The 26674-nt window shown below is 64.5% G+C and carries 21 protein-coding genes; 18 read left to right on the top strand and 3 right to left on the bottom strand.

Annotation, left to right across the window (positions count from 1 at the left end; genetic code table 11):
• The first annotated feature begins 670 nt into the window (after positions 1–670).
• The 8 genes from CSC74_RS05920 to CSC74_RS05885 all read left to right on the top strand — a co-directional run bounded on the left by CSC74_RS05920 (position 671) and on the right by CSC74_RS05885 (position 10312).
• Positions 671–1336, top strand: a complete 666-nt coding sequence (locus CSC74_RS05920) for an RNA polymerase sigma factor (protein ID WP_162313443.1) — start codon at positions 671–673, stop codon at positions 1334–1336.
• A complete protein-coding gene (locus CSC74_RS05915) occupies positions 1333–2385 on the top strand; it encodes a FecR family protein (RefSeq protein WP_162313442.1) in 1053 nt (350 codons plus the stop codon). The genes CSC74_RS05920 and CSC74_RS05915 overlap by 4 nt, the downstream gene beginning before the upstream one ends.
• Before the next feature lie 195 nt (positions 2386–2580).
• On the top strand, positions 2581–3003 hold the full coding sequence (locus CSC74_RS05910) for a hypothetical protein (RefSeq protein ID WP_162313441.1): 423 nt from the start codon (positions 2581–2583) through the stop codon (positions 3001–3003).
• Positions 3004–3084: 81 nt separating this feature from the next.
• Entirely contained in the window at positions 3085–6438 is a 3354-nt protein-coding gene (locus CSC74_RS05905) for a TonB-dependent receptor (protein ID WP_211369554.1), read from the top strand.
• A gap of 134 nt (positions 6439–6572) precedes the next feature.
• Positions 6573–7109 (top strand): hypothetical protein, encoded by a 537-nt coding sequence (locus CSC74_RS05900; RefSeq protein ID WP_162313440.1) that lies wholly within the window; start codon positions 6573–6575, stop codon positions 7107–7109.
• A gap of 196 nt (positions 7110–7305) precedes the next feature.
• A complete protein-coding gene (locus CSC74_RS05895) occupies positions 7306–8220 on the top strand; it encodes a hypothetical protein (RefSeq protein ID WP_162313439.1) in 915 nt (304 codons plus the stop codon).
• 97 nt (positions 8221–8317) lie between these two features.
• Positions 8318–9286 (top strand): hypothetical protein, encoded by a 969-nt coding sequence (locus CSC74_RS05890; protein ID WP_162313438.1) that lies wholly within the window; start codon positions 8318–8320, stop codon positions 9284–9286.
• A gap of 51 nt (positions 9287–9337) precedes the next feature.
• Positions 9338–10312, top strand: coding sequence for a hypothetical protein (locus CSC74_RS05885; RefSeq protein WP_162313437.1), 975 nt, complete (start codon positions 9338–9340; stop codon positions 10310–10312).
• Positions 10313–10412: 100 nt separating this feature from the next.
• Here the strand turns inward: CSC74_RS05885 and iolG (CSC74_RS05880) are convergent, their stop codons facing one another.
• Both iolG (CSC74_RS05880) and iolG (CSC74_RS05875) read right to left on the bottom strand, forming a co-directional pair.
• Positions 10413–11390, bottom strand: a complete 978-nt coding sequence (gene iolG, locus CSC74_RS05880) for an inositol 2-dehydrogenase (RefSeq protein ID WP_162313436.1) — start codon at positions 11388–11390, stop codon at positions 10413–10415.
• Between the two features lie 11 nt (positions 11391–11401).
• Complete coding sequence (gene iolG, locus CSC74_RS05875; RefSeq protein WP_211369553.1) at positions 11402–12388, bottom strand: inositol 2-dehydrogenase; 987 nt, start codon at positions 12386–12388, stop codon at positions 11402–11404.
• Positions 12389–12522: 134 nt separating this feature from the next.
• On the opposite strand from iolG (CSC74_RS05875), the gene CSC74_RS05870 reads away from it, so the two are divergent.
• From CSC74_RS05870 to CSC74_RS05830, 9 genes are all read left to right on the top strand, one after another.
• Positions 12523–13407 carry a MurR/RpiR family transcriptional regulator gene (locus CSC74_RS05870; protein WP_162313435.1) on the top strand — a complete coding sequence of 295 codons (885 nt, stop codon included), beginning with the start codon at positions 12523–12525 and terminating at the stop codon, positions 13405–13407.
• A gap of 89 nt (positions 13408–13496) precedes the next feature.
• On the top strand, positions 13497–15449 hold the full coding sequence (locus CSC74_RS05865; protein ID WP_162313434.1) for a bifunctional 5-dehydro-2-deoxygluconokinase/5-dehydro-2-deoxyphosphogluconate aldolase: 1953 nt from the start codon (positions 13497–13499) through the stop codon (positions 15447–15449).
• Position 15450: 1 nt separating this feature from the next.
• Positions 15451–17295 (top strand): 3D-(3,5/4)-trihydroxycyclohexane-1,2-dione acylhydrolase (decyclizing), encoded by a 1845-nt coding sequence (gene iolD, locus CSC74_RS05860; protein ID WP_162313433.1) that lies wholly within the window; start codon positions 15451–15453, stop codon positions 17293–17295.
• A 13-nt stretch (positions 17296–17308) separates the two neighbouring features.
• On the top strand, positions 17309–18199 hold the full coding sequence (gene iolE, locus CSC74_RS05855) for a myo-inosose-2 dehydratase (protein ID WP_162313432.1): 891 nt from the start codon (positions 17309–17311) through the stop codon (positions 18197–18199).
• The gene (iolB, locus tag CSC74_RS05850; protein WP_162313431.1) at positions 18199–19005 is read left to right on the top strand and encodes a 5-deoxy-glucuronate isomerase; all 807 of its coding nucleotides are present in this window, start codon (positions 18199–18201) and stop codon (positions 19003–19005) included. The genes iolE and iolB overlap by 1 nt, the downstream gene beginning before the upstream one ends.
• A 32-nt stretch (positions 19006–19037) precedes the next feature.
• Positions 19038–20537: a CoA-acylating methylmalonate-semialdehyde dehydrogenase gene (locus tag CSC74_RS05845; RefSeq protein WP_162313430.1), complete on the top strand. Its 1500-nt coding sequence runs from the start codon at positions 19038–19040 to the stop codon at positions 20535–20537.
• A gap of 46 nt (positions 20538–20583) precedes the next feature.
• Positions 20584–21930 (top strand): MFS transporter, encoded by a 1347-nt coding sequence (locus CSC74_RS05840; protein WP_211369552.1) that lies wholly within the window; start codon positions 20584–20586, stop codon positions 21928–21930.
• Positions 21931–21940: 10 nt separating this feature from the next.
• Complete coding sequence (locus tag CSC74_RS05835; RefSeq protein WP_211369551.1) at positions 21941–22741, top strand: inositol monophosphatase family protein; 801 nt, start codon at positions 21941–21943, stop codon at positions 22739–22741.
• A 10-nt stretch (positions 22742–22751) separates the two neighbouring features.
• Complete coding sequence (locus CSC74_RS05830) at positions 22752–24215, top strand: alkaline phosphatase D family protein (protein ID WP_162313429.1); 1464 nt, start codon at positions 22752–22754, stop codon at positions 24213–24215.
• Here the strand turns inward: CSC74_RS05830 and CSC74_RS05825 are convergent.
• Positions 24181–26226: a TonB-dependent receptor plug domain-containing protein gene (locus CSC74_RS05825; RefSeq protein ID WP_162313428.1), complete on the bottom strand. Its 2046-nt coding sequence runs from the start codon at positions 26224–26226 to the stop codon at positions 24181–24183. The two genes, CSC74_RS05830 and CSC74_RS05825, sit on opposite strands and share 35 nt — an antisense overlap.
• Before the next feature lie 108 nt (positions 26227–26334).
• Between CSC74_RS05825 and CSC74_RS05820 the strand changes: the two genes are divergently transcribed.
• Positions 26335–26673 (top strand): PepSY domain-containing protein, encoded by a 339-nt coding sequence (locus tag CSC74_RS05820; RefSeq protein ID WP_162313427.1) that lies wholly within the window; start codon positions 26335–26337, stop codon positions 26671–26673.
• Position 26674: the final 1 nt, after the last annotated feature.

The following is a 26674-nucleotide window of genomic DNA, read 5'->3' as shown; positions in this document are numbered from 1 at the left end:
GGGCCAGGTTCACTCGATCATGCAATAGCACGGACACTTGCTGTCGCGGGCGATGCGCAGGAGAGAACGTAGCTGATGCTGCCCACCAGACACAGCTCCCGTGGGAGCGACGTCAGTCGCGGAATCGACAATGCCAGGATTTCATCGCGACTGGCGTCGCTCCTACGGCCCTTCCGTGGCGGCTGATGATCAAAACCGCACGGGCGCCCCGGTCCTGACCGATTCCGCCACCGCTTCCGCCAGCGCCAACGCGTTCACGCCATCGGCGTAACCGACCGAAGCGTCCACTATGCTTTCGAGGCTCGCGGAGCCGGTACGCCGCAATACCGTGCCCTGAAGGGCATGCCTATCAGGGCCCGCTTTCGATCCGGAACGGGTTCGCATACAGCAGGTCCGGAGCGGATCGCGCGGGCAGGTATCGGTCAGCGGGCGACGCCTGATATTCAGTCCGCGACGTAATCAGATCCGCATCGCACAACCGGCGCTGCATAGCGCGCCGACCGATCCGCGTATCCAGCGAGCTGGTTGCAACTGCCATGGATAGTCGAACCATGGCAAGACGGATGAAGAACGGATTTCCGCCATTGCCTCCAGCAATTGCCCTATTCACCATCGGTAGGCAGACAAGGAATGGCCTGGAGCCTTTACAAATCGAGCGGGTTGGCGTTGTATGCAGCTGGACGCCAGCCTCGCCCGCATCAATCGGCAATCGGCGCAGTTCCTCGAATCGAATCGCCGGGTCAATGCCATGTTGCGCGAGCACGACCGCCACGAATGGTTCCTCAATCAGGTATTTTGCCACCGGGCGATGCTGCAGCGTTACCTGCGGAAGTACCTGAATACGGAAGACGATATCGAGGACGTGATCCAGGACGCGTATCTGCGCATCTACGCCATCAAGGATTTCGCCTTGGTGGAATCTCCCAAGGCCATGCTCATTACCATCGCGCACAATCTGGCGATCGAGGTGGGACGCAGGCGTGCGGGCCGCGCCACCGATGCAGTGGCGGATTTCGATGCCTTGGGCGTCTCGTCCAATATGCCGTTGCTTGAAGAGCAACTGGATGCCCGGCGTAGATTCGAAGCATTCTGCGCCGCGGTGGACAGCTTGCCCCCTGTCTGTCGTCGCGTATTCGTGCTGAGGAAAGTCTACAAGCTGTCGCAGGCGGAAATCGCGACGGTGCTGGGTATCGCGCAGAGCACGATCGAGAAACACGTGGTGAAGGGATTGGTCAGGTGCCGCGATTACCTGCGTGAGCACGGCAAAGAAGGAGAAAGTGGAATAGACACAGTCGTCCAGGCCTCTTTCCGGCGGGATAAAAGGAGTGGCCCATGAGTGGGATCATCCAATTCAAATCGACGGCGGAAATCGACCAGGAGGCCGCGGCCTGGGTTTGGCGGCTTGACGACGGACAAGGATCTGAAGAACTGCGGCACTCGTTTGAAACATGGCTGCGCAAGGACGCGCGCCACCGCCGTGCTTTCGAAGAGATGAACGGGGTCTGGGAATCGCTCGACCACCTGGCCGAGGCCAGGAGGGACGAGAAAGTCGCCACATTCGTGGCGGAGCAGGAGCATCTGACCCGCCCGACGACGGGCAAGCCGCTGCATCGGCGAGGGGTCATGAACCGTTTCATCCCGCTGGCGGTGGCGGCCACGCTGATACTTGCCGTTGCGACGGTGTACTGGTTCCAGCGCGACAACGAGGCCCTGGTCGTGGCGACGGCCGTGGGGCAGCAGCGCAATGTGAAACTGGCCGACGGCTCAACGGTGGAGCTCAACACCAATACCATCATCGAAACCAACTTCGTGCGCGGACGTCGCGACGTCACCCTGCGCAAGGGCGAGGCTTTGTTCAAGGTCGCGCACGACGCGAAGCGGCCTTTTTACGTGCATGCCGGAAATACCGTGATTCGCGCGGTTGGCACGGAATTCAATGTGCGGATACGCGATCAGCACGATGTCGAAGTCATCGTTGCGGAAGGCCGGGTGGAAGTGGACTCAGCCGAGCCGCAGCCTGCGATTGCCGCAGGCACGAAGCCGACGCCACTGAAGCGCACGCTGGGAGTGGGCCAGAAGCTGGCCGCGACGGGAACGACCGCGCCGGTCGAAACAATCAGTTCAACGCGATTGTCGAATACCCTGGCCTGGCGCGAGGGCGCGGTGGTGTTCGAAGGAGAGACCCTGCCCATTGCCGTTGCGGAGCTGAACCGCTACACGGATACGCGGCTTATCATCGCCGACCCCAGCCTCAACAGCCTGCGGGTGGGTGGGCGGTTCACTGCGGGTGATGTCGAGGATTTCCTGCAAGCCTTGACCAAGGCGCTGCCGGTCAAGACGCGTCGTGCGTCGGATCGCGTGGTCTATATCGAGCCCCGCGCCTAGGTGAATCTCGCGCCCCGGTGTTCGATGGGCGGCTTCTTACCGAAGCGATCGCCGTGAAACCAGGCGCTTCGACTCTTCATTCGCATCGAATGAAGGGCGCAACCAGTAGAGGAAAATCTTTCCTGCCCCGTCTTTGGGAGGCGAGTCGTTTGAAATTGACCTCGCCATTTCAAGGAACCGGGGAAAGCAGGAACTATGGGCAAGCCCACGCAATTGCATCGGCTCATGCTGGCGAGCCTGCTGGCCATTGCGGCATTGCCTGCTGGTTGCAGCGAGCAGGCTACGCTGCGGCGCTTCGACGTTCCCCGCCAACCCGCTGCTGCGGGACTGAACGAATTCGCCCGTCAGGCGGATATCACGCTGGTTTTTTCCTACGACTTGGTGGCACACGCCGTCACCGGTGAACTGCGTGGTCGGTACTCCATCAACCAGGGCCTGGGATTGCTGTTGACCGGCACGGGCCTGGGCTATCAACAGGTTGGGCAAGGCGTTTTCACCGTCTGCGGTCACAGTTCCTGCAGCCCGGACCAAAGTGGCGCGGGCAACTTGCATAGGATCGAAAGCACTGGACAAGGTGCGGCGCCAGGCAAGCAAAAACAGAAAGAAGCGAAGCGATAGCGGAAACCGACGGCTATCCCGTCTTTGTTGGGAGAGCCGGATATTTCACAACTGGTAAAACACCCCGGGGGGGGATTGAAAATGCACGATCACGGTGTGTGTTTCCCTGTGCGCATGCGGGCCGCATTGCGGCACAACACATTGCGCAACGCGCTGGTCTGCGCATTGGCGATGAGCGTGGCGGTCAACGCCGCGGCATCGGAGACGAAGAAGGATTTCGATATCCCGGCACAGGCAGCAACGCTGGGGCTGAACGAACTGGCCAGGCAGGCCGACATCACCCTGGTGTTCTCCTCCGAACGTGTAGCGCAATTGCAGACGCCTCCGATAAGAGGCAATTACTCGGTGCCCGAAGCGCTCGGGTTGATGCTGACAGGCACTCCACTGGTCTTCCAGCAGGTGGGCGACAGCACCATCGCCATCCTCGATGGGGCGGCATCCACGCCTTCCACGGCCGCTGCTGTATCCGCACAGGAGGCAGGCGCGCAGGACACCGGACCGCAAGGCGAACCCGAAGCCGCGCGCGGCAGGGCGGCTGACGCGACTACATTCGACACCATCGTCGTAACCGCGCAGAAGAAGGTCGAGAACATCCAGAAGGTGCCGATCGCGATCAGCGCCTTCGGCGGGCAGGACCTCAACGACCGCAAGATCGAAAGCGGCGGCGACCTGGTCACTGCCGTACCCAATGTCAGTTTTTCCAAGACCAATTTCGCCAGCTACAACTTCCAGATCCGCGGCATCGGCACGCAGGCGTTGTCGGTGACCACCGACCCGGCCGTGGCGATCAGCTTCAACAGCGCGCCGATGATCCGCAACCGCCTGTTCGAACAGGAATACTTCGACGTCGAGCGCGTCGAGGTGCTGCGCGGCCCGCAGGGCACGCTGTACGGGCGCAATGCCACCGCCGGCGTGGTCAACATGATCCCCAACCTGGCCGACCCCGAGGCATTCGAGGCCAATGCCATGGGCGAGTTCGGCAACTACGACACCCGCCGCGTCAACGCCATGATCAACGTGCCGCTGAGCGACAGCTTCGCTTTTCGCCTGGCCACGCAGTACACCAAGCGTGACGGTTACGACTACAACACCGTCACCAAGGAAAACGTCAACGACCGCGACATCCTGGGAGTCCGTACGTCGCTGGCCTGGAAGCCGAGCGAGCGTTTCAACGCCAGCCTGGTCTGGGAGCACTTCCAGGAAGACGACAGCCGCGCGCGCAGCGGCAAGCAGCTGTGCCACACCGATCCGGGACCGGAAACCATAGGCGGCACCGCCGTCTCCGCACTGGACCGCAACTACATGAGCCAGGGCTGTGTGGATGGCTCGATGTACAACGATGCCGCTTATGGCACCCCCAACGGCGCTGGCCTGCCTTATGTGCTGGCGGCGGGTGGGCTGGCCGGTCTCACCGGCTACGCCACCGATGCCGACGGCAACTTCGTTGGCGCAGGGACGCTGATCCCCACGGGCGTGGATCCATATGCGGGCGTCATCCAATCGAGAAACCTGCGCGAGATCGCCACCACCTACGATCCCAGGTTCAAGGCCTCGAACGATATCGCCCAGTTCAACTTCGATGCGGCCATCGGCGATCACCTGCATTTCGTCTCGCAGACTCTGTACACGAAGGATCGCTACTGGTCCACCCAGGACTACGGGCGGTTCCAGTCCAACCCTGTGTTCAACAACACGTCATCGAACCTGGTCCAGTTCCTTCCGGACTTCACCCTGGGGCCGGCCTACGATCTGGCTCCCGGCGGCGTATTTTGCGACCCGCAGTTGGGGTGCTCGGACCGGATGCTGGCCAGCGACCTTGTCGACGCCAACAGCCGCCAGTGGTCGCAGGAGTTCCGCCTGCAGTCGGATTACGACGGCGCGTTCAACTTCAGCCTGGGCGCCAATTACCTGGAGTTCGATATCGACGAAAGCTATTACGTCTTCAACAACCTGTTCACCGCGATCGCCAGGAGTTATTACAGCCGCACCGGTTTCGCTGGCAGTCCTGTGGTGGAGAACTGCCAGCTCGGTGCGCCGGTGCGCGAGTTCGGGGATTTCTCCTGCATCTATGTGGATCCCAACCCGATCGGCGCGCTGGACGGGCAGGGGCACAACTATTTCCGCAGCCGCAACCTGGCCAGTACCCGCTCCAGCGCGATCTTCGGCGAGGGCTACTGGAAGCTCTCGGATACCCTGCGCCTGACCGCCGGCCTGCGCTGGACCCACGACGTCAAGACCACCACGCCAGTGCCCAGCCAGGCCCTGCTCACGCCGGGCTATCTCGGCGGCGGCTATGTCAACGGCGGCTATCCGGCGCAGCCGGACATCCGCCAGATCTGGAACGAGCCCACCGGGCGCCTGGTGCTGGACTGGTCGCCGGACCTGTCCTTCACCGACAGCACCCTGCTCTATGCCTCGGTCGCGCGCGGTTACAAGGCCGGCGGCACCAACTCGCCCGGCATCGACGCCAACCCGGACTACCTGAGCTTCACGCAGCGCGACCCGCGCTTCGACGCCGAGTACGTCAACGCCCTCGAACTGGGCATGAAGAACGTGATGGCCGATGGCCGGCTGATCCTCAATGGCACCCTGTTCTACAACGATTACAAGGGCTACCAGGTCTCGCAGATCGTCGACCGCGCCACCCTGAACGAAAACTTCGACGCCAGGACCTGGGGCGCGGAACTGGAAGCGGTGTGGCGGCCAACCGCCAACTTCCAGCTCAGCGGCAATGTGGGCCTGCTGCGCACCCGCATCGCCGATGGCGAGCGCTCCATCGACGTGCTCGACCGCACCGCCGGCAATCCGGACTGGGTGCTGATACGGCCCTGGATCCAGTTGGCGTCCAACTGCATCGCACCCAGGGAACTGGTGGAGACCGTGCTGCAATCGCATTACAGCGGGCAGCAGTTCACTCCCGACGCGACCAATGTCCTGCAGAGTTTCTGTACCGTCAATCTGCCAACGGCACCCGGCGGGTTCACGCCGGGAGGCCCTTGGGCAGAGCGTTACGGCTTCACCTACGACCCAACCGTGGACGCGCCCAATGGCGGTGCCGGCTTCACCAAGGACCTGGGCGGCAACGACCTGCCCAATGCGCCCAAGATCACCGTCAGCCTCAGCCCGCAGTACACCTTCGCCCTGGGCGACAGCGACCTGACCGTGCGCGCCGACCTGTACTACCAGGGCAAGAGCTGGGCACGCGTATATCAGGACCAGGTCGATCGCCTGGACAGCTGGCACAACGTCAACGTATCGCTCACCTGGTACAAGCCCGGCGCCGACCTGAGCGTGCAGTTGTACGCCAAGAACCTGCTGGACGACGACTCGATCACCGGCACTTTCCTCAACAGCGACGACAGCGGCCTGACCACCAACGTGTTCTTGCAGGATCCAAGAATTATCGGATTCAGTATTCGCAAGGGCTTCTTCTGACCGACTTGCTTGAACAAGCCGGGCAGGCCCACCGTTTTGGTTGAGTCGCAGATGCGGTTCAACCAGTGGCACCGCAGCACTTGACCTGCGGCAAAGGTCGGACGGGAAACCGCCTGAATATCGATAACCTGTAGATGGAGATTGAAGCCATGTCCACATTCAAACAAGTTCTTGTCGGTACCTTGGCCGTAGCGAGCATGCTTGCTGCCTCAACGTCTTTCGCTGCCAGCTATTCGCGGGTAGGAGGCGCAGGCAGCAGCAATTTTACCGGAAAGACCAACGCGACCGTCCTGGGCAATTCGCTCCCGTGCGACTCGGTCAAGTTGACGGTCAACGTCACCGCAAGCGGAACGGCAAGCGTCACCGCTGCCGATTTCGAAACCAGGGCGCCGGGCACCCTGGGCTACAGCGCTGCGTGCGACGCCATCACTTCGAATGGCTTGCCGTGGACCATTTCCCCACCGACCAGCGATGCGGGGCCCGGGAACGTCAAGGTCAACAGTGTCAGCGTGACGATCCCGGCGCTCGGCGCCACCTGCCCTGGCAATGTGACCGGCACCCTGAACAATAGCGGCGTGTTTTCCTTCAGCGGCGCGCTTGGGCTATGTACCGTCAACTCGGTTTCTCCGCACCTGAGTTCCAGCCCGGTCGTGGATGCCATTTTTCCGTGACCGCACGCTCGTCAATGAACGGGTTCCGTGATTAGGCAGAGAAGGGATGGTGGAAGGGGCGGCCAGCCTCTTCCGCCATCCGAGGTCGACGGGATTTTCATTAAATGTCGCGCCGGGGACGGCGCCCTGGTTCCAGGCCGGTGAGTGTCCATGCCCACAGCGCTTGCGGATTGACGCATTGAATTGGAGAGACATCATGCACAGACGTAATCTAACGCTTGCTTTGGCAGTGATGATGGGTGCCGCCTGGGCACCTGTCGCAATCGGAGCTACGCCAACGGGGGCGTACGCGCAGTTCAAGTACTGCCCCTATACAGATACCAACGTCGGAAGTTGCCTGTACAGCGTGACCGGTTCCGGATCTTTCAAGATCGGGAGCACGACCTTGCCGATCGATAAGCCGATCGTCCTGCAAGGCGGAGTAGAAAGCCTGGCGCAATCGCCCCTGTACGACGCAGTGGGCGCCCCGACGCTCGCGGCCCCTCCGGGCAAGGTGCCTGGTGGCTTGCTGGGGATCATGAATCCAAGGTCTGATTGGCCATACCCGTTGTGGCTTGCGTTCTGGAGCATCGTCGGTACGGCAAACGATGTCACGGCGACCATGGAACTGGTTCAACAGGGCCAGGCCACGCTCTCGAACGCCCTGTACCCGCCGAATGACGGCGTCAACGACAACACGGCATTGCGCTTGGCCGTTCGAGTGCGTTTGCAGAATCCTTTCCTCGGCAACAACTGTTATATCGGCACGCCGCAGAATCCGATCATCATCAACCTGCAGACGGGCACGACAAGTCCGCCGCTCCCGAATCAACCTATTTCCGGCGACCCGGGCACGACACAGATCGTGTGGACCGATGAGCCGAACTACATCGGCTACCTTCAGACCAGCGGAGCTACCTTCGTAGACAACTCGTTCTCTGTGCCGGCGGCAAGCGGATGCGGGAATATCGCATTGGGCTTGCCGATAGTCACGCAGGTGCTGGATGCTCTGGTTTCGGGCGCGGTGAACCTGAAAGTAGGCTTGCCATCGGCAGCCGGCAAGAACACCGCGATCATGAACAGCGAAGCCGCGATAGCGGCCGCACAATACGTGCTGGCTAGCGAGCAGTAGCTTTGCTGCTGCTTGCGGGAATATCGGGAAATTCACGGATGATTTCCATCGCAGGTCGGTTTTGTGCTGACCTGCGGTTTTCCGATAGCATCTCCCCATGCCCTTGAAACGTTTTCTAATTCCGGCCATTGGGGCTTTGGTGCTTGCCGCAGCCTATTTCGCATTCCGCGCGCATGGGCAATGGCCGGCACGAGGGGATCTTCCGACGCCGTCCATAGTGAACGCCGCCAAGCCACCGCCGATGGCCGGCAGACAACAGGCGGGCGCTTTCGCGTCGATGTTTTTGCCTGCACCTGGAACGCCGTTGCGGCTGTCCTTCCCTCAATTGCAGGCCCGGGCCGATGCTGGAGACCTTGCCGCTGCGACCCGGCTATACCGCGATCTCAGCATCTGCAACCGCCTCCGGGGGATCGATTGGGCCATATCAGGCCATGCCAAGGAAGTATTGGACGAACAGGTCGGTGGAATGAAGCCCGATCAACTGGAGGAGTATCGCGCCCAGCTCGACGCGGTCGAATCCAACAAGCGCAATATGCAGAGACTCCACAACCTGTGCGATGGGGCCAGCAATGCCATGCTCGAATCCCTGGTGCCCAATCTGCAGAGGGCGGCCAGGCTCGGCGAGGAGCATGCGCGCGCCTGCTATCTGTCGCGTGGGCCCAACTACGATGCAAGCGGCTTCGTGAACCATCCGGAATGGCTTGCGGCCTATCGTGGCAGCGTTTCGTCCATGATCGACTCAGGCATTGCTGCCGGCGACTGGAAAGTCGTGGACCTGCTTCGCAACGCCTACCAGCCAGACGCGCAGGGCCTGCTTTCTGGCGTATTGGGCGCCGATCCCTACCAGTATTACCGTTACCTCAAGCTCTATCGCCTTGGCGCGGAGCCGCACCTTGTTGAAAAGTTGAACAAGCAGGTGGTGGCCGCCGCGGCGCAACTGATCCCGGATCAGCTTGCCGAAGCCGACGCCTGGGCAGAGACGACTTTCCATACGAACTTCAATGCCGGCAACTCGACCGAATCGACGGTTGCAGGATGGGACCCGTGTGGATTCCCTTACGAGTGACATGGCACCGCATGCCGCTGCAGACGTATTCTTCCGTGCAGGTGGATCCGCATGAATAAAAGAACCCTGCTCATTCCCGGTGCATTCCTTGCAGCGATCATCGGTGCATATCTTCTCGGCCGCGCGGCGCCTGAAATGGAACCGGCCGATACCCCAGGCGTAGACGCTGCGGTTGTTGCGGCAGAACAGACTCCTGGGAAATTGCCGCCATCCACCACCAGGCCGACCTCCGTCGCCGTCGCTCTTGGCGGGCCGCTGCCGGCACCTGGCGTGCCGTTGAAAGCCACGTTCACGGACCTGCAGGCGCGTGCGAATGCGGGAGACGCAGTTGCGGCCACGCGCCTGTTCCGCGATCTCGACCGTTGCAACCGGCTACGCGGTTCGGAGTGGAGGAACAAGGGTGTGACGGGGGACCTGGCCAACAAGAAAACCGACGGCATGAGCCCGGAACAGCTTCGGACCTACCAGATCCTGTTCGATACGATGAAAGTGCGCCAGCAATCCGTGCATGAGAACCAGGCGCTATGCGCTGGCGTAAGCGATGAGATGCTCGATACCCTGGTTCCGAATCTCGCCCAGGCGGCGCGGCTCGGCGATGAGGACGCGCGCGCATGCTATCTCGGCCGTGGACCGCTCTATGACGCACGCAGCCTGCTCGCGCATCCGGAAACGCTGCAGGCTTATCGCAACAATACTTCGGCGATGATGGAGGCCGGCCTCGCCGCAGGCGACTGGCGAGTCGTCGATCTGCTGCAGCAAGCCTACGAGCCGGGCGCGCAGGGCCTGCTCGCCGGGTTGGTCGGTGCCGATCCGGTGCAGCACTATCGCTATCTCCGGCTCTATCGCCTTGGTGCGGAACAACACCGCGTTGCCAGGCTCGACCAGCAATTAGCGGCAGCGGCAGCGAACCTGACGCCGGCGCAGCTCGCCGATGCGGACCAATGGGCCCAGACCACCCTACGGGGAAATTTCAAAGGCGACTCGACCAGCGCGACTCCGCAGGGATGGGAAGCATGTGCTCTTTAGGGTGCTGCACGCTGGATGCGTGTAGAGGGCAGTGGGTCTCGATGTCATTGTTTCCAGTGGCGCAGCCCGGTCGATTCTTGCCGCGCGACTGCCGGGAACTTCAGATGCGAACGGGTGCCCCCGTCTTCACCGATTCCGCCGCCGCTTCCGCCAGCGCCAACGCATTCACGCCATCGGCGTAACCGACCGACGCATCGGCGCCGTCGAGCATGTCGGCGAAGTGGTCCATCTCGCGGCGATAGGCTTCGGCGTAACGGTCGAGGAAGAAGTTCTGGAAGCGATCGGCGGCGGCGCCGTTCTCGCTCCAGACCTGCACCGTGCTTTCGGTGACGTTGTCGGCGCGGACCATGCCGGCCGAGGCGTAGGCCTCGATGCGCTGGTCGTAGCCGAAGCCGGAGCGGCGGCTGTTGGAGATCACGCAGATCCGGCCCGAGGCGGTCTTGAGCACGGTGCGTGCGGTATCGACGTCGCCGAGCTTGCCGATTTCGGGATCCACCAGGCAGCTGCCCGCGGCATAGACTTCGACTGCCTCTTCGCCCAGCAGCCAGCGCGCCATGTCGAAGTCGTGGATGGCCATGTCCTTGAACAGGCCGCCGGACACGGCGACATAGGAGGGCGGGGGAGGGCTGGGATCGTTGGAGGTGATCTGCAGGGTTTCCAGGGTGCCGATGGCGCCGCTGTCCAGCCGCGCCTTCAAGGCCTGGAAGTTAGGATCGAAGCGACGGTTGAAGGCCAGCAGCAGTTTCGCCTTCGACAATACGTTCGCGGCGCTGCGCGCGCGTGCGAGATCCTGGTCGATGGGTTTTTCGCAGAAGATCGCCTTGCCCGTGGCCGCGGCGCGCACGCTGTAGTCCAGGTGGGTATCGGTGGAGCTGGCGATGATCACGCCAGCGACCGACGGATCGTCCATCGCCTGGTCCAGGCTCAGTACCGGGCAAGCGTATTCGGCGGCCAGCGATTGCGCGGACGCGTCGATGGCGTCGACCACGCCGGCCAGTTCGATGCGCGGGTTGAACGCGGCGTTCTTCGCATGGATGCGGCCGATGCGTCCGGCGCCGATGAGTACGACCTTGTGCATGTGGATTCCCCTCAGAGAGTGATGACGGTGCCGCTGCGCATCGACGCTTCGCAGGCTTCGGCCAGGACCAGCGCGGCCACGCCGTCGGCGTAGCCCACGAAGGGTTCGGCGCGGCCATGGACGACGTCGGCGAAATGATGGATCTGGTCGCGATAACCATCGCTGTAGCGCGAGGCGAAACCCGGATGGATCGGCGCGCCGGCGACCATGGCTTCGGTCAGCGTCTGCAGCGTGTCCCGCTGCACATTGCCCGCGTTGAGCATGCCCGAGGAACCGAAGGCCTCGATGCGCTGGTCGTAGCCATAACCGCTGCGGCGCGTGTTGGAGATCACGCAGAGTTTTCCCGACGCGGTCTTCAGCACCGTGCGCGCGGTATCGACATCGCCGAGGCGGCCGATTTCCGGATCGACCAGGCAACTGGCGGTGGCGTAGACCTGCACCGGCTCTTCGCCCAGCAGCCAGCGCGCCATGTCCAGGTCGTGGATGGTGAAATCCTTGAACAGGCCGCCGCTGGTGGGAATGAAACCAGGCGGCGGCGAGGCCGGATCGTGGTTGATCAGCTGCAGCGATTCCAGCTTGCCGACCGCGCCCGCATCGAGCTTCTGTTTCAAGGTCTTGAAGTGCGGATCGAAACGCCGGTTGAAGCCGAGCAGGAAGCACGCGCCTTCGAAACGCGGGCGCGCCTGCAGCACTTTCTGCAGGTCCAGGTCGATGGGCTTCTCGCAGAACACCGCTTTGCCGGCTTCGACCGCGGCCAGCGCGTTGGACAGGTGCTGGTCGGTGGAACTGCACACCAGCACGCCCTTGACCGAGGGGTCGGCCAGCGCCTGTTCCAGGCTCGCGGCCTGCGCGCCGAAGCGCTGGCACATCGCCTCGGCGGCTTCCGGCCTGGGGTCGACCACGTACTTCAACCGCAGGCCGGGATGCCGGGCCGCATTCGGTCCATGCACCTGGCCCATGCGCCCGGCGCCGATCAGCGCCACATCGATTCTTTCCACGAGTTGCTCCCGCGGCCGACCGGCCAATGAATGGAAGTTCTATTCTATTTCATATTGTAATAGAATTTCCAGAAAAATACTTTATATTCCAACTGCCGGCGGATGCCGGACCCACCTTACTGAGGAGCGGCTGCATGGCCGAGTCGAACAATCCGCCGGGCACCGCGGAGGAACTGCGTGCGGCGATCCTGGTCCGCTACGAATCCCTGAGCAAGCGCCTGCAGCAGATCGCGCGCTACGTGTTGGACGAGCCCAACGCGATCGCCCTGGAAACCCTGGCCGTGCTGTCCGAGCGTACCGGCGTGCAGCCTTCGGCCATCGTCCGTTTCGCCAAGTCGTTCGGCTTCGACGGGGCGACCCAGATGCAGCGCCTGTTCCGCGACGGCCTGCTTTCCGGCACCGCGCCGCTGGGCTACAGCGAACGGGTGCGCGAGTTCAACCAGAACGTGGAAGGCAAGACGGTCGGCGATCCCAGCCAGGTGCTGGGCGAGTTCGTGGAGGGCAACGTGCTGGCCTTGCAGAACCTGTCCAAGATCATCGCCCGCGATGATCTCGCAAGCGCGGTGAAGCTGATTTCCCAGGCCGAAACCGTGTATGTGGCCGGCTTCCGGCGTTCGTTCCCGGTCGCCGCCTACCTGGCCTATTCGTTGCTGCAGGTGGACAAGAAGACCGTGTTCATCGACAGCCTGGGCGGCATGTCGCTGCAGCAGGTGCACGGCATCACCGGGCGCGACCTGCTGATCGCGGTCAGTTACCACCCCTATGCCGGCGAGACCGTGCACGTGGTCGATGCGGCGGTGGAAAAGGGCTGCAAGGTGCTGTCGATCAGCGACAGCCTGGTCAGCCCGGTGGCCAAGCCGGCGTCGCTGGTGCTGCAGGTGCGCGAAGCCGAGATCCGCAAGTTCCGTTCGCTGTCGGCATCGATGTGCCTGGCCCAGGCGCTGGTGATTTCCTACGCATTCGCGGCCACGGGTGCCGGCCCGGGCAAGCCGGCGGCCAGCAAACGCGCGAAGAAATGAAACAAATGTTGCTTTCATTTCAATAATGGAATATATGTTACATCCATTGGGGGCGAACGTCGCCCGCAACCGGGTGAGGGACGGCCTGCATGGCTGGGAAGGAACAACAACACGACCCGATCAGGCATGACCTGATCACCATCGGCCGATCCAGCATCGACCTGTATGGCGAACAGGTGGGTGGCCGGCTGGAGGACATGGCCTCCTTCGCCAAGTACATCGGCGGCAGTCCCACCAACACCGCGGTCGGCGCCGCGCGCCTGGGCCTGCGCAGCGGCCTGCTGACCCGGGTCGGCGCCGACCACTTCGGCCGTTTCATCCGCGAACAGCTGCGGCGCGAAGGCGTCTCCACGCGCGGGGTGCTGGAAGACGCGCAACGCCTGACCGCGCTGGTGTTCCTGGGCATCCGCGATCCGGACACCTTCCCGCTGATCTTCTATCGCGAGAACTGCGCGGACATGGCCCTGGAAGCGGCCGACGTCGATCCCGCGTTCCTCGGCTCGGCCGGCGCGGTGCTGATCAACGGCACCCACCTGTCGCAACCCAATGTGTTCGATGCCAGCCTGCGCGCCTGCGAAATCGTGCGCGCCGCGGGCGGCAAGGTCGTGTTCGACATCGATTACCGCCCGGTGCTGTGGGGGCTGACCGGCAGGGATGCGGGCGAGAACCGCTTCGTCGCCCACGACGCGGTCACCGCGCGCCTGCAGGAAGTGCTGCCGCTGTGCGACCTGATCGTCGGCACGGAAGAGGAAGTGCACATCCTCGGCGGCAGCACCGACACGATCGCCGCCTTGCGCGTGATCCGCGAAAAAACCGATGCGCTGCTGGTGTGCAAGCGCGGCGCGCTGGGTTGTTCTGCGTTTCCAGGGGCCATTCCCGGCCACCTCGACGAGGGGGTGGTCGGGCGTGGATTCAAGGTCGAAGTCTTCAACGTGCTCGGCGCTGGCGATGCGTTCATGGCCGGCTTCCTGCGCGGCTGGTTGCGCGGCGAGTCGCTGGAGACTTCCTGCGGCTACGCCAACGCCTGCGGCGCCATTGTCGTCTCGCGCCACGGCTGCGCACCGGCGATGCCGACCTGGCAGGAACTGCAGCAGTTCCTGGGCAGCGGCGAAGAATATCCATTCCGCCTGCGCGACGACGCGGCGCTGGAGCAGACGCACTGGGCCGGCACGCGCGTCGGCCGCTGGGAAGAGCTCACCGTGCTGGCGATGGACCATCGCAGCCAGTTCGAGGCCATCTGCGAGAAAACCGGCGCGGATCCTTCGCGCATCGAACCGTTCAAGGCGCTGGCGTTGAAGGCGGTGGACCGGCTGGCCCAGGGCGACCCGCGTTTCGGCGTGCTGCTGGACGGACGCTTCGGCATGCGCGGACTGGAAGCCGCGGCCGATGCGCCTTACTGGATCGGGCGGCCGATCGAATTGCCGGGCTCGTGCCCCCTGGAATTCGAAAGTTCCGCCGACGTGGCCACCGAACTCGCCACCTGGCCGTCGAACCACGTGATCAAGTGCCTGGTCTTCTACCATCCCGACGATGCGCAGGACCTGCGCGAACGCCAGGAACGGCAGTTGCTGCGGCTGCAGGACGCCGCGCGCAAGACCCGCCACGAGCTGCTGGTGGAGATCATCGCCTCGCGCAACGGCGCGGTCGACGACACCACGGTATCGCGCGTCATCCAGCGGCTTTACGATCTGGGCATGAAACCGGACTGGTGGAAGCTGGAACCCAACGACAGCGCGGCGGCGTGGGCCAATATCGAGCGCGTCATCGGCGCCAACGACGCGCATTGTCGTGGGGTGGTGCTGCTGGGCCTGTCGGCGCCGGAAGCGGAACTGATCGCCTCGTTCAAGGCGGCGGCGTCGACGCCGATCGTCAAGGGCTTCGCCGTCGGCCGCACCATCTTCGCCGACGCCGCCGAGAAATGGCTGGCGGGCGGGATCGACGACGAGACCGCCATCGCCGACCTGTCGCGCCGTTTCGCCGTGCTGGTCGATGCCTGGCGCGCGGCCAAGGCCGGCGTCGTTCCGCAACAGGGAGCCGCCTGACATGTCGACGCTACGCCTGACCGCAGCGCAGGCCATGGTGCGATGGCTGTCCGCCCAGTACGTTGAAGTGGATGGCGGGGAAGTGCGGTATTTCGCCGGCGTGTGGGCGATCTTCGGCCACGGTAATGTCGCCGGCATGGGCGAAGCCCTGCACGCCGGGCGTGACGATCTTCCCACCTGGCGCGCGCACAACGAGCAGGGCATGGCCCATGCCGCCATCGCCTACGCCAAGCAGATGCGCCGCCAGCGCGCGATGGTCTGCACCACCTCCATCGGCCCGGGCGCGACCAACATGATCACTGCCGCCGCGCTGGCGCACGTCAATCGTTTGCCGGTGCTGCTGGTGCCGGGCGACGTCTACGCCAGCCGTCGTCCGGATCCGGTGCTGCAGCAGGTCGAGGATTTCGGCGACGCCACCGTGTCGGCCAACGATTGCTTCCGCCCGGTCTCGCGCTACTTCGACCGCATCACCCGGCCCGAACAGCTGATCGATTCGTTGCCGAAGGCGCTGGCGACCCTGCTCGATCCCGCCGGCTGCGGTCCGGCGACGCTCGCGTTCTGCCAGGACGTGCAGGCGGAAGCCTTCGATTATCCGCAGCACTTCTTCGCGCGTCGTGTGTGGCGGCAGCGACGCCAGGCCGCCGATGCACATGAGCTCGACGAACTGGTCGCCGCTATACGCACTTCGAAGCGCCCGCTGATCATCGCTGGTGGCGGTGTGCGTTACAGCCAGGCCGAAGCCGCGCTGGCTGCGCTGGCCGAAGCCACCGGCATGCCGGTGGCGGAAACGCAGGCGGGGAAGGGCGTGCTGTCGTGGCAGCATCCACGAGCATTGGGTTCGATAGGCGTCACCGGATCGGCTGCGGCCAACGCCGCGGCGCAGGAAGCCGACCTGATTATCGGCATCGGCACGCGCCTGCAGGATTTCACCACGGGTTCGCGCAGCCTGTTTCCTGACCGCCAACTTTTCCAGGTCAACGTGCAGGCCTTCGATGCGCACAAGCATAACGCTGCGTCGGTGGTTGGCGATGCGCGCACGGTGATCCAGGCGCTGGCCGAACGCCTGCGCGATTGGTGCGTGCCCGAGGACGTGGTGGTGCGCAACCGCAATGCCATCGTCGAGTGGAATGCGATGGTGGTCGCTGCGACGGCAGGCGAAGAAAGCCAGAGACTGCCCAGCGACGCGCAGGCGATCGGAACGGTGCAGCGGGCGGTCGCCGACAATGCGGTGGTGGTTTGCGCGGCCGGCGGATTGCCGGGCGAATTGCACAAGCTCTGGCGGACCTCGAAGCCGGGCGGCTACCACCTGGAATACGGCTATTCCTGCATGGGTTACGAGATCGCGGGCGGCCTCGGCGTGAAGATGGCCGAGCCCGATCGCGAAGTGGTGGTCATGGTCGGCGACGGCAGCTACCTGATGATGAACTCGGAACTGGCCACCTCGGTGATGCTGGGCCGCAAGCTGATCGTGGTGCTGCTGGACAACCGCGGCTACGGTTGCATCAACCGCCTGCAGCAGGCCACCGGCAGCCCGGGCTTCAACAACCTGCTCGCCGATTCGCGGCATGAAGTGCTGGCCGACATCGATTTCGCCGCGCACGCGCGCAGCCTGGGCGCGCTGTCGGAAAAAGTGGAGACGCTCGGCGAACTCGCCGCCGCATTGGGCCGCGCCCGCGCCGCCGACCGCAGTTACGTCGTCGTCATCGACACCGATCCATTGAAAACCACCGAAGCCGGCGGCTGGTGGTGGGACGTGGCCGTCCCCGAAGTTTCCGACCGCCCCGAAGTCAACGCCGCACGCCGTGCCTACGAAGACGGCGTGCGCATGAAGAGAGACCTGTCATGAGCGCAATGAAACCATGAGTATCCGATTCGGTGTCAGTCCCATCGCCTGGGCCAACGACGACATGCCCGAGCTGGGCGGCGACACGCCGCTGGAAAGCATCCTGAAGGACATCCAGGAGCTCGGCTTCGAGGGCGTCGAACTGGGCGGCAAGTTCCCGCGCGAGGCGGCCACGCTGAAGCCGCTGTTGGCAAATTACGGCATCGACCTGATCGGCGGCTGGTACAGCGGTTCGCTGCTGGCCCAGGATGCCGAAGCGGAGATCGCAGCGCTGCAGCCGCATCTTGCGTTGCTCAAGGCGCTGGACAGCAGCGTGTTCGTGTTCGCCGAAACCAGCAATGCCGTGCATGGCGACCGCAGCGTGCCGTTGTCCGGCACCCCGCGGCTCAGTGGCAATGATTGGGTGCTGTTCGGATCGCGGATGACCGCGGTCGCCGACTACATCCAGGCGCAAGGCCTGAAGTTCGCCTACCACCATCATCTCGGCACGGTGGTCGAGAACGCGGCCGACCTGCAGGCCTTCATCGACAACACCGGCCCGTCGGTCGGGCTGACCCTGGACACCGGACATGCCGCGCTCGGCGGCGTCGATTCGCTGGATGTGATCCGTAACCATCCGGCGCGCGTTGCCCATGTGCATTGCAAGGACGTGCGCTGGGAGACCTTCGCCAGGGCGAAGCAAGGCAAATCCAGTTTCCTCGACGGCGTGCTCTCGGGCATGTTCACCGTGCCCGGCGACGGCGGCCTGGACTACGCCGGGATCATGAGTGCGCTGAAGGCCATCGACTATTCCGGCTGGATCGTGATCGAAGCCGAACAGGATCCCAAGCTGGCCGATCCGCGTACCTATGCGGCGCTGGGCCTGAAGACATTGAAGGACGAAGCGGCGAAGGCGGGGCTGCACTGATGCCGCAGCTGCGCGTCCGCCCGCATGCGCCAGACGCCACCGGCACCGTGCTGGAGGTGACCCCGGCCAGCGCGGGCTGGGAACACGTCGGCTTCCGTGTCGTGCGCCTGCAGGCGGGCGGGCGCCACGCCGGACATTTCGCCGGTCGCGAAACCTGCCTGGTGCTGGTCGCGGGAACGGCGGATATCAAGGCTGGCGACGAAGCGTTCGAGGATCTGGGCGGTCGCGCCACGCCGTTCGAGGACAAGGCGCCGGGGGCGGTCTATGTTCCCGCCGGCGTCGCGTTCGAAGTCGTCGCTAAAACAGAAGTCGAACTCGCGGTATGCACCGCGCCGGGAACAGGCGCGGGACAGGTGCGCCTGATCGACCCGGCAAGCATGTCGCGCGAAGTGCGCGGCAGCGATACCAACACCCGCTACGTGCGCAACATCCTGCCCGAGACCGAAGCGGCCGAGGGCCTGCTGGTGGTGGAGGTGATCACCCCGGGCGGGCACTGGTCCAGCTATCCGCCGCACAAGCACGACACCGCCATGCCGGAACAGGAATCGGCGCTGGAGGAAACCTATTACCACCGCCTGCAGCCACCGCAGGGTTTCGCCTTCCAGCGGGTCTATACCGACGACCGCTCATTGGACGAGACCATCGCGGTGGAAGATGGCGACGTGGTGATGGTGCCGCGTGGCTACCATCCGGTCGGCGCGCCGCACGGCTACGACCTGTACTACCTCAACGTCATGGCCGGCCCCAGCCGCCATTGGGTCTTCCGCAACGACCCGGCGCACGACTGGATCGTGCGCAAGCGTTGATCCGCAACGCGAATACTTCAAGGAATACGAACATGCGCAATATCGAACATTTCATCGGCGGCCAGTCCGTCGCGGGCACCTCGGGCAAGCACGGCGAGGTCTTCGATCCCAATCGCGGGCAGGTGCAGGCGCGGGTGTCGCTGGCGTCCGCCACCGAACTCGATCGCGCCGTGACCGACGCCGCGGAGGCGCAGAGAGGCTGGGCCCAGGTCAATCCGCAGCGCCGCGCGCGGGTGATGTTCGAGTTCAAGCGCCTGCTCGAAGCGAACATGGACGAACTGGCGCACCTGCTGTCTTCCGAGCACGGCAAGGTGGTCTCCGATGCCAAAGGCGATCTGCAGCGCGGGCTGGAAGTCATCGAGTTCTCCTGTGGCATCCCGCACTTGCTCAAGGGCGAATACACGCAAGGCGCGGGCCCGGGTATCGACGTGTATTCGGTGCGCCAGCCGCTGGGCGTGGTCGCCGGCATCACTCCGTTCAATTTCCCGGCGATGATCCCGATGTGGATGTTCGGCCCGGCCATCGCCTGCGGCAACGCCTTCATCCTCAAGCCTTCGGAGCGCGATCCGTCGGTGCCGGTGCGGCTGGCGGAACTGATGATCGAAGCCGGCCTGCCGCCGGGCGTGCTCAACGTGGTCCATGGCGACAAGGACACGGTCGAGGCGATCCTCAGGCATCCGACGATCAAGGCGGTGAGTTTCGTCGGTTCCTCCGACATCGCCCAGTCGGTATATGCGCTCGGCGCGCAGCACGGCAAGCGCATGCAGGCGATGGGCGGGGCCAAGAACCACGGCATCGTGCTGCCGGATGCGGACCTGGACCAGACCGTGGCCGACCTGCTCGGCGCGGCCTACGGATCGGCGGGCGAGCGCTGCATGGCCTTGCCGGTGGTGGTGCCGGTGGGCAAGGCGACCGCCGAAGCGCTGCGCGAGAAACTGGTCGCGGCGGTGAAGGAGCTGCGCATCGGCGTTTCCACCGACGCGCAGGCGCATTACGGCCCGGTGATCAATGCCGCGCATCGGGCCAAGATCGAGTCCTACCTCCAGCTCGGCGTCGACGAGGGCGCCGAACTGGTGCTCGATGGCCGCGGTTTCTCGCTGCCGGGGCATGAAGACGGTTTCTTCCTCGGCCCGAGCCTGTTCGACCACGTGACTTCTGAAATGAAAACCTACCGCGAAGAGATCTTCGGGCCGGTGTTGCAGATCGTGCGTGCGGAAACCTTCGAGGAAGCGCTGGAACTGCCGTCGAAGCACCAGTACGGCAACGGCGTGAGCATCTTCACCCGCAACGGCGATGCGGCGCGCGAATTCGCCGATCGGGTGGAGGTGGGCATGGTCGGGATCAACGTGCCGATCCCGGTGCCGGTGGCCTACCACAGCTTCGGCGGCTGGAAGCGTTCGGGCTTCGGCGACCTCAACCAGTACGGCCAGGACGGGGTGCGCTTCTTCACCCGGACCAAGACCGTGACCCAGCGCTGGCCGAAAGGCGGCGCGGTGACCGACCAGAGCTTCGTCCTGCCGACGATGCGCTGAGCAACGCTCCGATACGAAAGAGTCCGACCATTCCTGGGAGGGAATCGTGGCTGGTGGAATCCTGAAGTTCTTCTCGACCGGCGCCGACCTGCCGGAGATGTCCGACCGCGCACAGGTCGACAGCCTGTACAAACGCCATCGTTTCCGGGTGATGCTGGCCATCACCCTGGGCTACGGATTGATCTATACCTGCCGGCTCGCGCTGGGCGTGGTGAAGAAGCCGCTGATCGATTCGGGCATCTATTCGCCCAGCGACCTCGGCATGATCGGTTCGGCGCTGTTCTACACCTATGCGATCGGCAAGCTGACCAACGGTTTCCTCGCCGACCACGCCAACATGAAGCGCTTCCTGGCGTTCGCGTTCCTCGCCACCGCGTTGTGCAACCTGGCGATGGGTTTCACCACCGCGCTGTGGGCGGCGGTGATGCTGTGGGGCCTGAACGGCTGGTTCCAGAGTTTCGGTGCGCCTGGCGGCGTGGTCGCGATGACCAGCTGGTTTTCGAACCGCGAGCGCGGACGCGCTTATGGCTTGTGGAGCACGGCGCACTCGATCGGCGAAGGGCTGACTTTCCTCGTGGTGGGCAGCACGGTCGCGGCGCTGGGATGGCGCTGGGGGTTCTGGGGGCCGGGACTGATCGGGGTGGCCACGGCGATCGGTTGCTTCGCGCTGATCCAGGACCGCCCGCGCACCATGGGTTTGCCGGCGGTCAACGACTGGAAGAACGACAACTACGGCGAAGCCGAAAAGCCCGCGGCGAAATCGGTCATCGGCCTGCAGCTTTCCATCCTCAGGATCCCGGCGATCTGGGTGTTGTGCCTGGCCAGCGCGCTGACCTACGTCACCCGCTATGCGATCAATTCCTGGGGCGTGCTGTACCTGCAGGAAGCGCGTGGTTTCTCGTTACCAGCGGCGGGCACCCTGTTGATGGTCAGCACGCTGGCCGGCATCGTCGGCGCCATCGCTTTCGGGTTGGTGTCGGACAAAGTGTTCAGTGGCCGGCGTCCGCCGGCCAATTTGCTGTTCGGCGCGCTGGAGCTGATCGGCCTGCTGCTGATCTTCTTCGGCCCGGCCAGCATGCCGGTGCTGGTGACGGGCATGCTGTTGTTCGGCATGGGCATGACCGGCATGGTCACTTCGCTGGGCGGACTGTTCGCGGTGGATATCGCGCCCAAGCGCGTCGCCGGTGCGGCGATGGGCGTGATCGGCATCTTCAGCTATATCGGCGCGGGCATCCAGGAACAGGTGTCGGGCCTGCTGATCGAAAAAGGCATGACCGTGATTGGTGATGTGCGCAGCTACGATTTCGGCCCGGTGATCTGGTTCTGGATCGGTTGTTCGGTACTGGCCACGCTGCTCGCCACCAGTCTGTGGCGCACCAAACTTAGAGACTGAGGAAGACGACGTGCTTGAACCTTCGCGGGACCTGTTGGCGATGATCGAGGCCGCGCAAGCGGCCGGCGCCGGATTGCTGAAACATTTCGGCCAGTTGTCCGAACTCGGCGTCCGCTCCAAGAGCGGCCCCGCCGACCTGGTCTCCATCGCCGACGAGGAAGCCGAGCGCACCACCCGCGGCATCCTCGCCAAGGCGCAGCCGGGTTATGGCTTCCTGGGCGAGGAGGGCGGCGCATTCGGCGGCAGCGACGCCGCCAACACCTGGATCGTCGATCCGCTGGACGGCACCACCAACTTCCTGTTCGGCACGCCGCTGTGGGGCGTCAACGTCGCCCTGGCGCGCGAAGGCGAAGTCGTCGCCGGCGTCACCTACCTGCCGGTGATCGAGGAAATGTACGTGGCCGAGCAGGGCAAGGGTTGCTGGCTCAACGGCCAGCGCATCCATGTTTCCACTCGCGCCACATTGATCGAATCGGTGCTGGCCTGCGGCATTCCCTTCGCCGGCAAACCCGACCATCCGGTGTTCGCGCGCGAGATGGCGCTGCTGAGCGCGGAAGTCGCCGGCATCCGCCGCACCGGCGCCTGCGCGGTGGACATGGCATGGGTCGCATCGGGTCGCTGGGACGCTTACTGGGAACGCGCGCTCAATGCCTGGGACATGGCGCCGGGCATCATCCTGGTGAAGGAAGCGGGCGGCGTTGCCACCTCGGTAACCGGCGGGCCGCTGGACCTGCATGGACAGAATGTCTGCGTTTCGAATGGCGCGGTGCAGGCCGCGCTGATCGAAAAGCTCAACGAAGCCCTGCGATAGGAGTCGAAGGATGAAACTGCGCCGCCGTACTTTCCTCAAGGGTTCCGGACTGGCCGCGCTGTTCTCGGCGATACCGCGCAGCTGGGCCGAAGCGCTGGGCTATCCGCGCGCGCTGCAAGGGCCGATGATCGGATCGCCCGGGCCGAACCACTTCACCGTATGGGTGCGCGCCAGCGGCGCGTTCGAAGTGAAGCTGGAGTACTCGACCGACCGCGACTTCAAAACCGTGCTGCAAGGCTCCAGCGCGATTGCGAATGCCGGGGACGATTGCTGCGTGACCCTGCGCGCGGAAGGACTGCAGCCCGATACGCCGTACTGGTACCGCCTCAAGTATGCGGGCGAGGGCGACCGCTACCAGTTCCTGCCGCACCGGACCAGGACCGCGCCCGCCGGCGCCGCCGATTTCCGCGTCGCCTTCGGCTCCTGCTGCCGCATCCAGTACGACCCGGACCAGCGCATCTGGAACGCGGTGCGCGCGCTGGAGCCGGACATGTTCCTGTGGCTCGGCGACAACGTCTATGCCGACAGCGACCAGCGCGCCGCGCTGGTCGATCTCTACGGCCGCGGCCGCGTGGTCGAACGCCTTGAACCGCTGTTGCGCTCCACGCCGCAGCTGGCCACCTGGGACGACCACGACTTCGGCTACAACAATTCCGATGGCCGCAGTCCGTTCAAGGACGAGTCGCTGCAGGTGTTCCGCAACTTCTGGGCGAACCCCGCGAGCGGCGAGGCCGACAACCCCGGCGTGTATTTCAAGCAGCATTACGGCGGCGTGGATTTCTTCGTCCTCGACGGCCGCTACCACCGCGACCCCATCGACAAGACCGACGATGCCGGCAAGACCATGCTCGGCGCGCGACAGAAGGCATGGCTGAAGCGCGAGCTCAAGGCCAGCCGCACGCCGTTCAAGGTGCTGGCCATCGGCGGCGGCTGGTCGTGCGCGGAGAACGAGAAGGGCGGCGATTCGTGGGGCGTGTACCTGAGCGAGCGCACCGAACTCTTCGACTTCGTCCGCGACAACGATATCGGCGGAGTGGTCTGCATCTCCGGCGATTCGCACATGGGCGAACTGAACTGCATCCCGCGCTCGGGCGAGGGCGGCTACGACATCTACGATTTCTGCTCCTCGCCATTGGCGCAGATGCCGGCGGCCAAGAACACCCGGCAGGCGCCGGAAGTGCGCGTGCGCGACACCTGGACGCGTTCGGTCAACGTGGGCCTGATGCGCTTCGACATGACCGGCGCGAAACCGACCCTGACCTACACCCTGCACGACGTGATGGGCGAGGCGGTGTGGGAGCCGCTGGTGCTGACCCCGGACGACCTGAAGAACGGGATCAGGACCTGGGACAGCAAGTCCGACCCGGATGAACTGGAACGGCTGCAACGCTTCAAGCGCGGCGGCGGCTACTACGGCCAGGATGTGCCGGACGGCTGGCCTAGTCGCCCATACTACGACGGAAAACCAGACTGAAATAACCCGGCGTGACCCGCTTGCGGCGTTCGATCTCCGCGATCGGGTAAGTCGAGCGCGGGCCGTCGTACTTGGCGCGCGACTCGGCGAAATCGCGACCGAACAGGTCTGTGGCTTCGGCGCGCACGCGCCAACGTTCGCCGATGCGACGCTCGACGAACAGGGTCCATCCCGCGTCCTCGGATTCGCGCGCCACTTCGTCGAAGCGGTACTTGGTCTCGCGCTCGGCGATGTGCTCGAATTCGATTCCCCAGTTCATGCGCAACGCCGGCAGGTCCTGGCCCAGTTCGATCGACGCTTCGACCGGATTCTCTTCCGAGATCGGGCGATTTTCGCCGGTGACCGGATCGGCGACCCGGCTCCGGCGCCACAACGCGGAAGAGCGCAGGTGGCCTCCAATGAAACCGAAGCGATCCAGTGGCGCGGACAGTTCCATCGCCAGCGTGTCCCTGCGGCCGCTGCCGATGTTGCCGGGCGCATCGAACACATCATCGGACGTGACCACCAGCACGCGGTCGACCACGTCGTCGATACGGTCGTGGGTCCAGCTCAGGGTCAACGTCGCGTCGGTCCACAGGCGACGCTCCCAGGCGGCGACCAGTCGCCAGGTCTTGTCCGGTTCCAGCTCGGCGTTGCCGGCGCTGACCATGCCGGTATCCAGCGAGGCGGAGGCGACGAAATCGGCGAAATCCAGTTGCCCGACCTCGCGCGACAGCGACAGGCGCAACTGGTTCTCTTCGTTCGCATCCCAGCGCAGCGCCAGCCGCGGCTTGGGGTAGGTGAAGCGACGCCGCAGCGGACTGTCGCCGGTCTGCGCGATCGACGATTGCTCGACCCGCATGCCCGCTTCCAGCACCCAGTCGTCGGCCGGTTTCCAGGTGGCGCCGAAAGCGGCCTCGATGCGCTTTTCCTCGATCCGCACGTCCGATCCCGGCAGCGCCACCGGTTCGCCCTCCTGGATCAGCTCGGCCTCGCTCTCGAGGAAGTTGTATGCGCCCTCCAGCGAGGTGGCGAAGGACAGGCGCGGCGAGCGCTCGTGGGTCAGGTCGATGCGGGCGATGCCTTCGCCGGTATCGGTGGATTCGTCGAAGGTTTCGTCCTCGCCGTCCTCGAGCGAGTGCTCCCGGTCCTTCAGCCATCCCAGCTGCTGGCTGATCATCGCTTCCAGGGTCGAATGCGCACCGACCTGGCGCACATAGCGCAGCCCGATTTCGGCCACGGTCGAATTCTCGTCTTCCGCGACCGTCCCGCTGTCCGCATCGGCGGTGAGCGCATCGATGCCGGTATCGGTATGCGCGCGTTCGCCACGCGCGGCAGCGGTCAGGGTCATGCGTCCGCCCGCAAGCGGCCGCCGCCAACCCACGCTGGCTTCGCCCTTGCGCTTGACCGTGCGGGTGTCGAGTCGGCTGCGTTCCAGCAGCGATCCATCGGGGGCGAACACGGAGATCGTGCCGCTGCCGCTATCGTCGTCCAGCTCCGGTTCCAGCTTCAACGCCAGGTCCAGGGCCTGCTCTTCCCAGCGCCTGCCGTATTCCCACTGGCCTTGCGCAGCCAGCCAGCCATCGGTGGAAGCGACCGCGCCGGCTTCGAGTGCGGACTCGGTGGTCGCGTCGCGGCGACGCACCACATTGGCCAGGACCGGGTAGCCGCCCAGGTCGACTCCCGCCGCGCCGCTGCGGATCAGTTCGATGCGCTCCACCGACGTCGCCCGGATCCGCTTGAGCAACTGTCCGATGTCCTCGCGCTTGCTCGAGGGTCGTGCGCCGTCGATCAGCACGTTGCCTTGCGCCGCCGCGTAGCCGCGCACGTCTTCGTCGGCTTCGACGATGCTGAAACCCGGCAGGCGCTCGATCATGTCGCGGGCGTTGGACGGGGCATTGCCGGCGAAATATTCGCGCGGGTATTCGGTCACGCCCGGGCGCGATGAAGTCTGCGCGATGGCGGGAACAGCCGTGCAACAGATTGCCCACAGTCCCAGCCAGGCGAGCGTCGGTCGTTTTCCGGTCGGCATCGTGGTCGGTTTCCCTGGAAGTGACCCGCAGGCTAGACTGGGCGTGCTGACAGCAAGGTCGCCGCAAATGTCAGACAAATGTCAGGAGCGTTGCCGCAAGCTCGGCCCATGAATAATTCCACGCGCCTTCGCCGTTTCGCCGCCCCGCTGGCCCTGATCGCAGCGGCCGCCCTGCTTCCCGCGACTGCGGTGATGGCGGGCAAGGACAAGCACAAGGACGACCATGTCGAAGCGCGCGAATTGCTGCGGCGTGGCGAGATCCTGCCGCTGGACCACATCCTGGATATCGCCCAGCGCCGCGTCGCCGGCGACGTCATCGAGGTCGAGCTGGAACGCGAGGACGAGGGCTGGGAATACGAGGTGAAGGTGCTGACGCCCACCGGACTGGTCCGCAAGATCACCTTGAACGCGCGCAACGGCGCGGTCGTGAAGATCAAGGACGACTGAT

The organism is Pseudoxanthomonas yeongjuensis (assembly GCF_010093345.1).
Taxonomy (GTDB): Bacteria; Pseudomonadota; Gammaproteobacteria; order Xanthomonadales; family Xanthomonadaceae; genus Pseudoxanthomonas_A; species Pseudoxanthomonas_A yeongjuensis.
The sequence above is the reverse complement of the archived record's forward strand: the minus strand, read 5'-3'. Positions and strand labels throughout refer to the sequence as shown.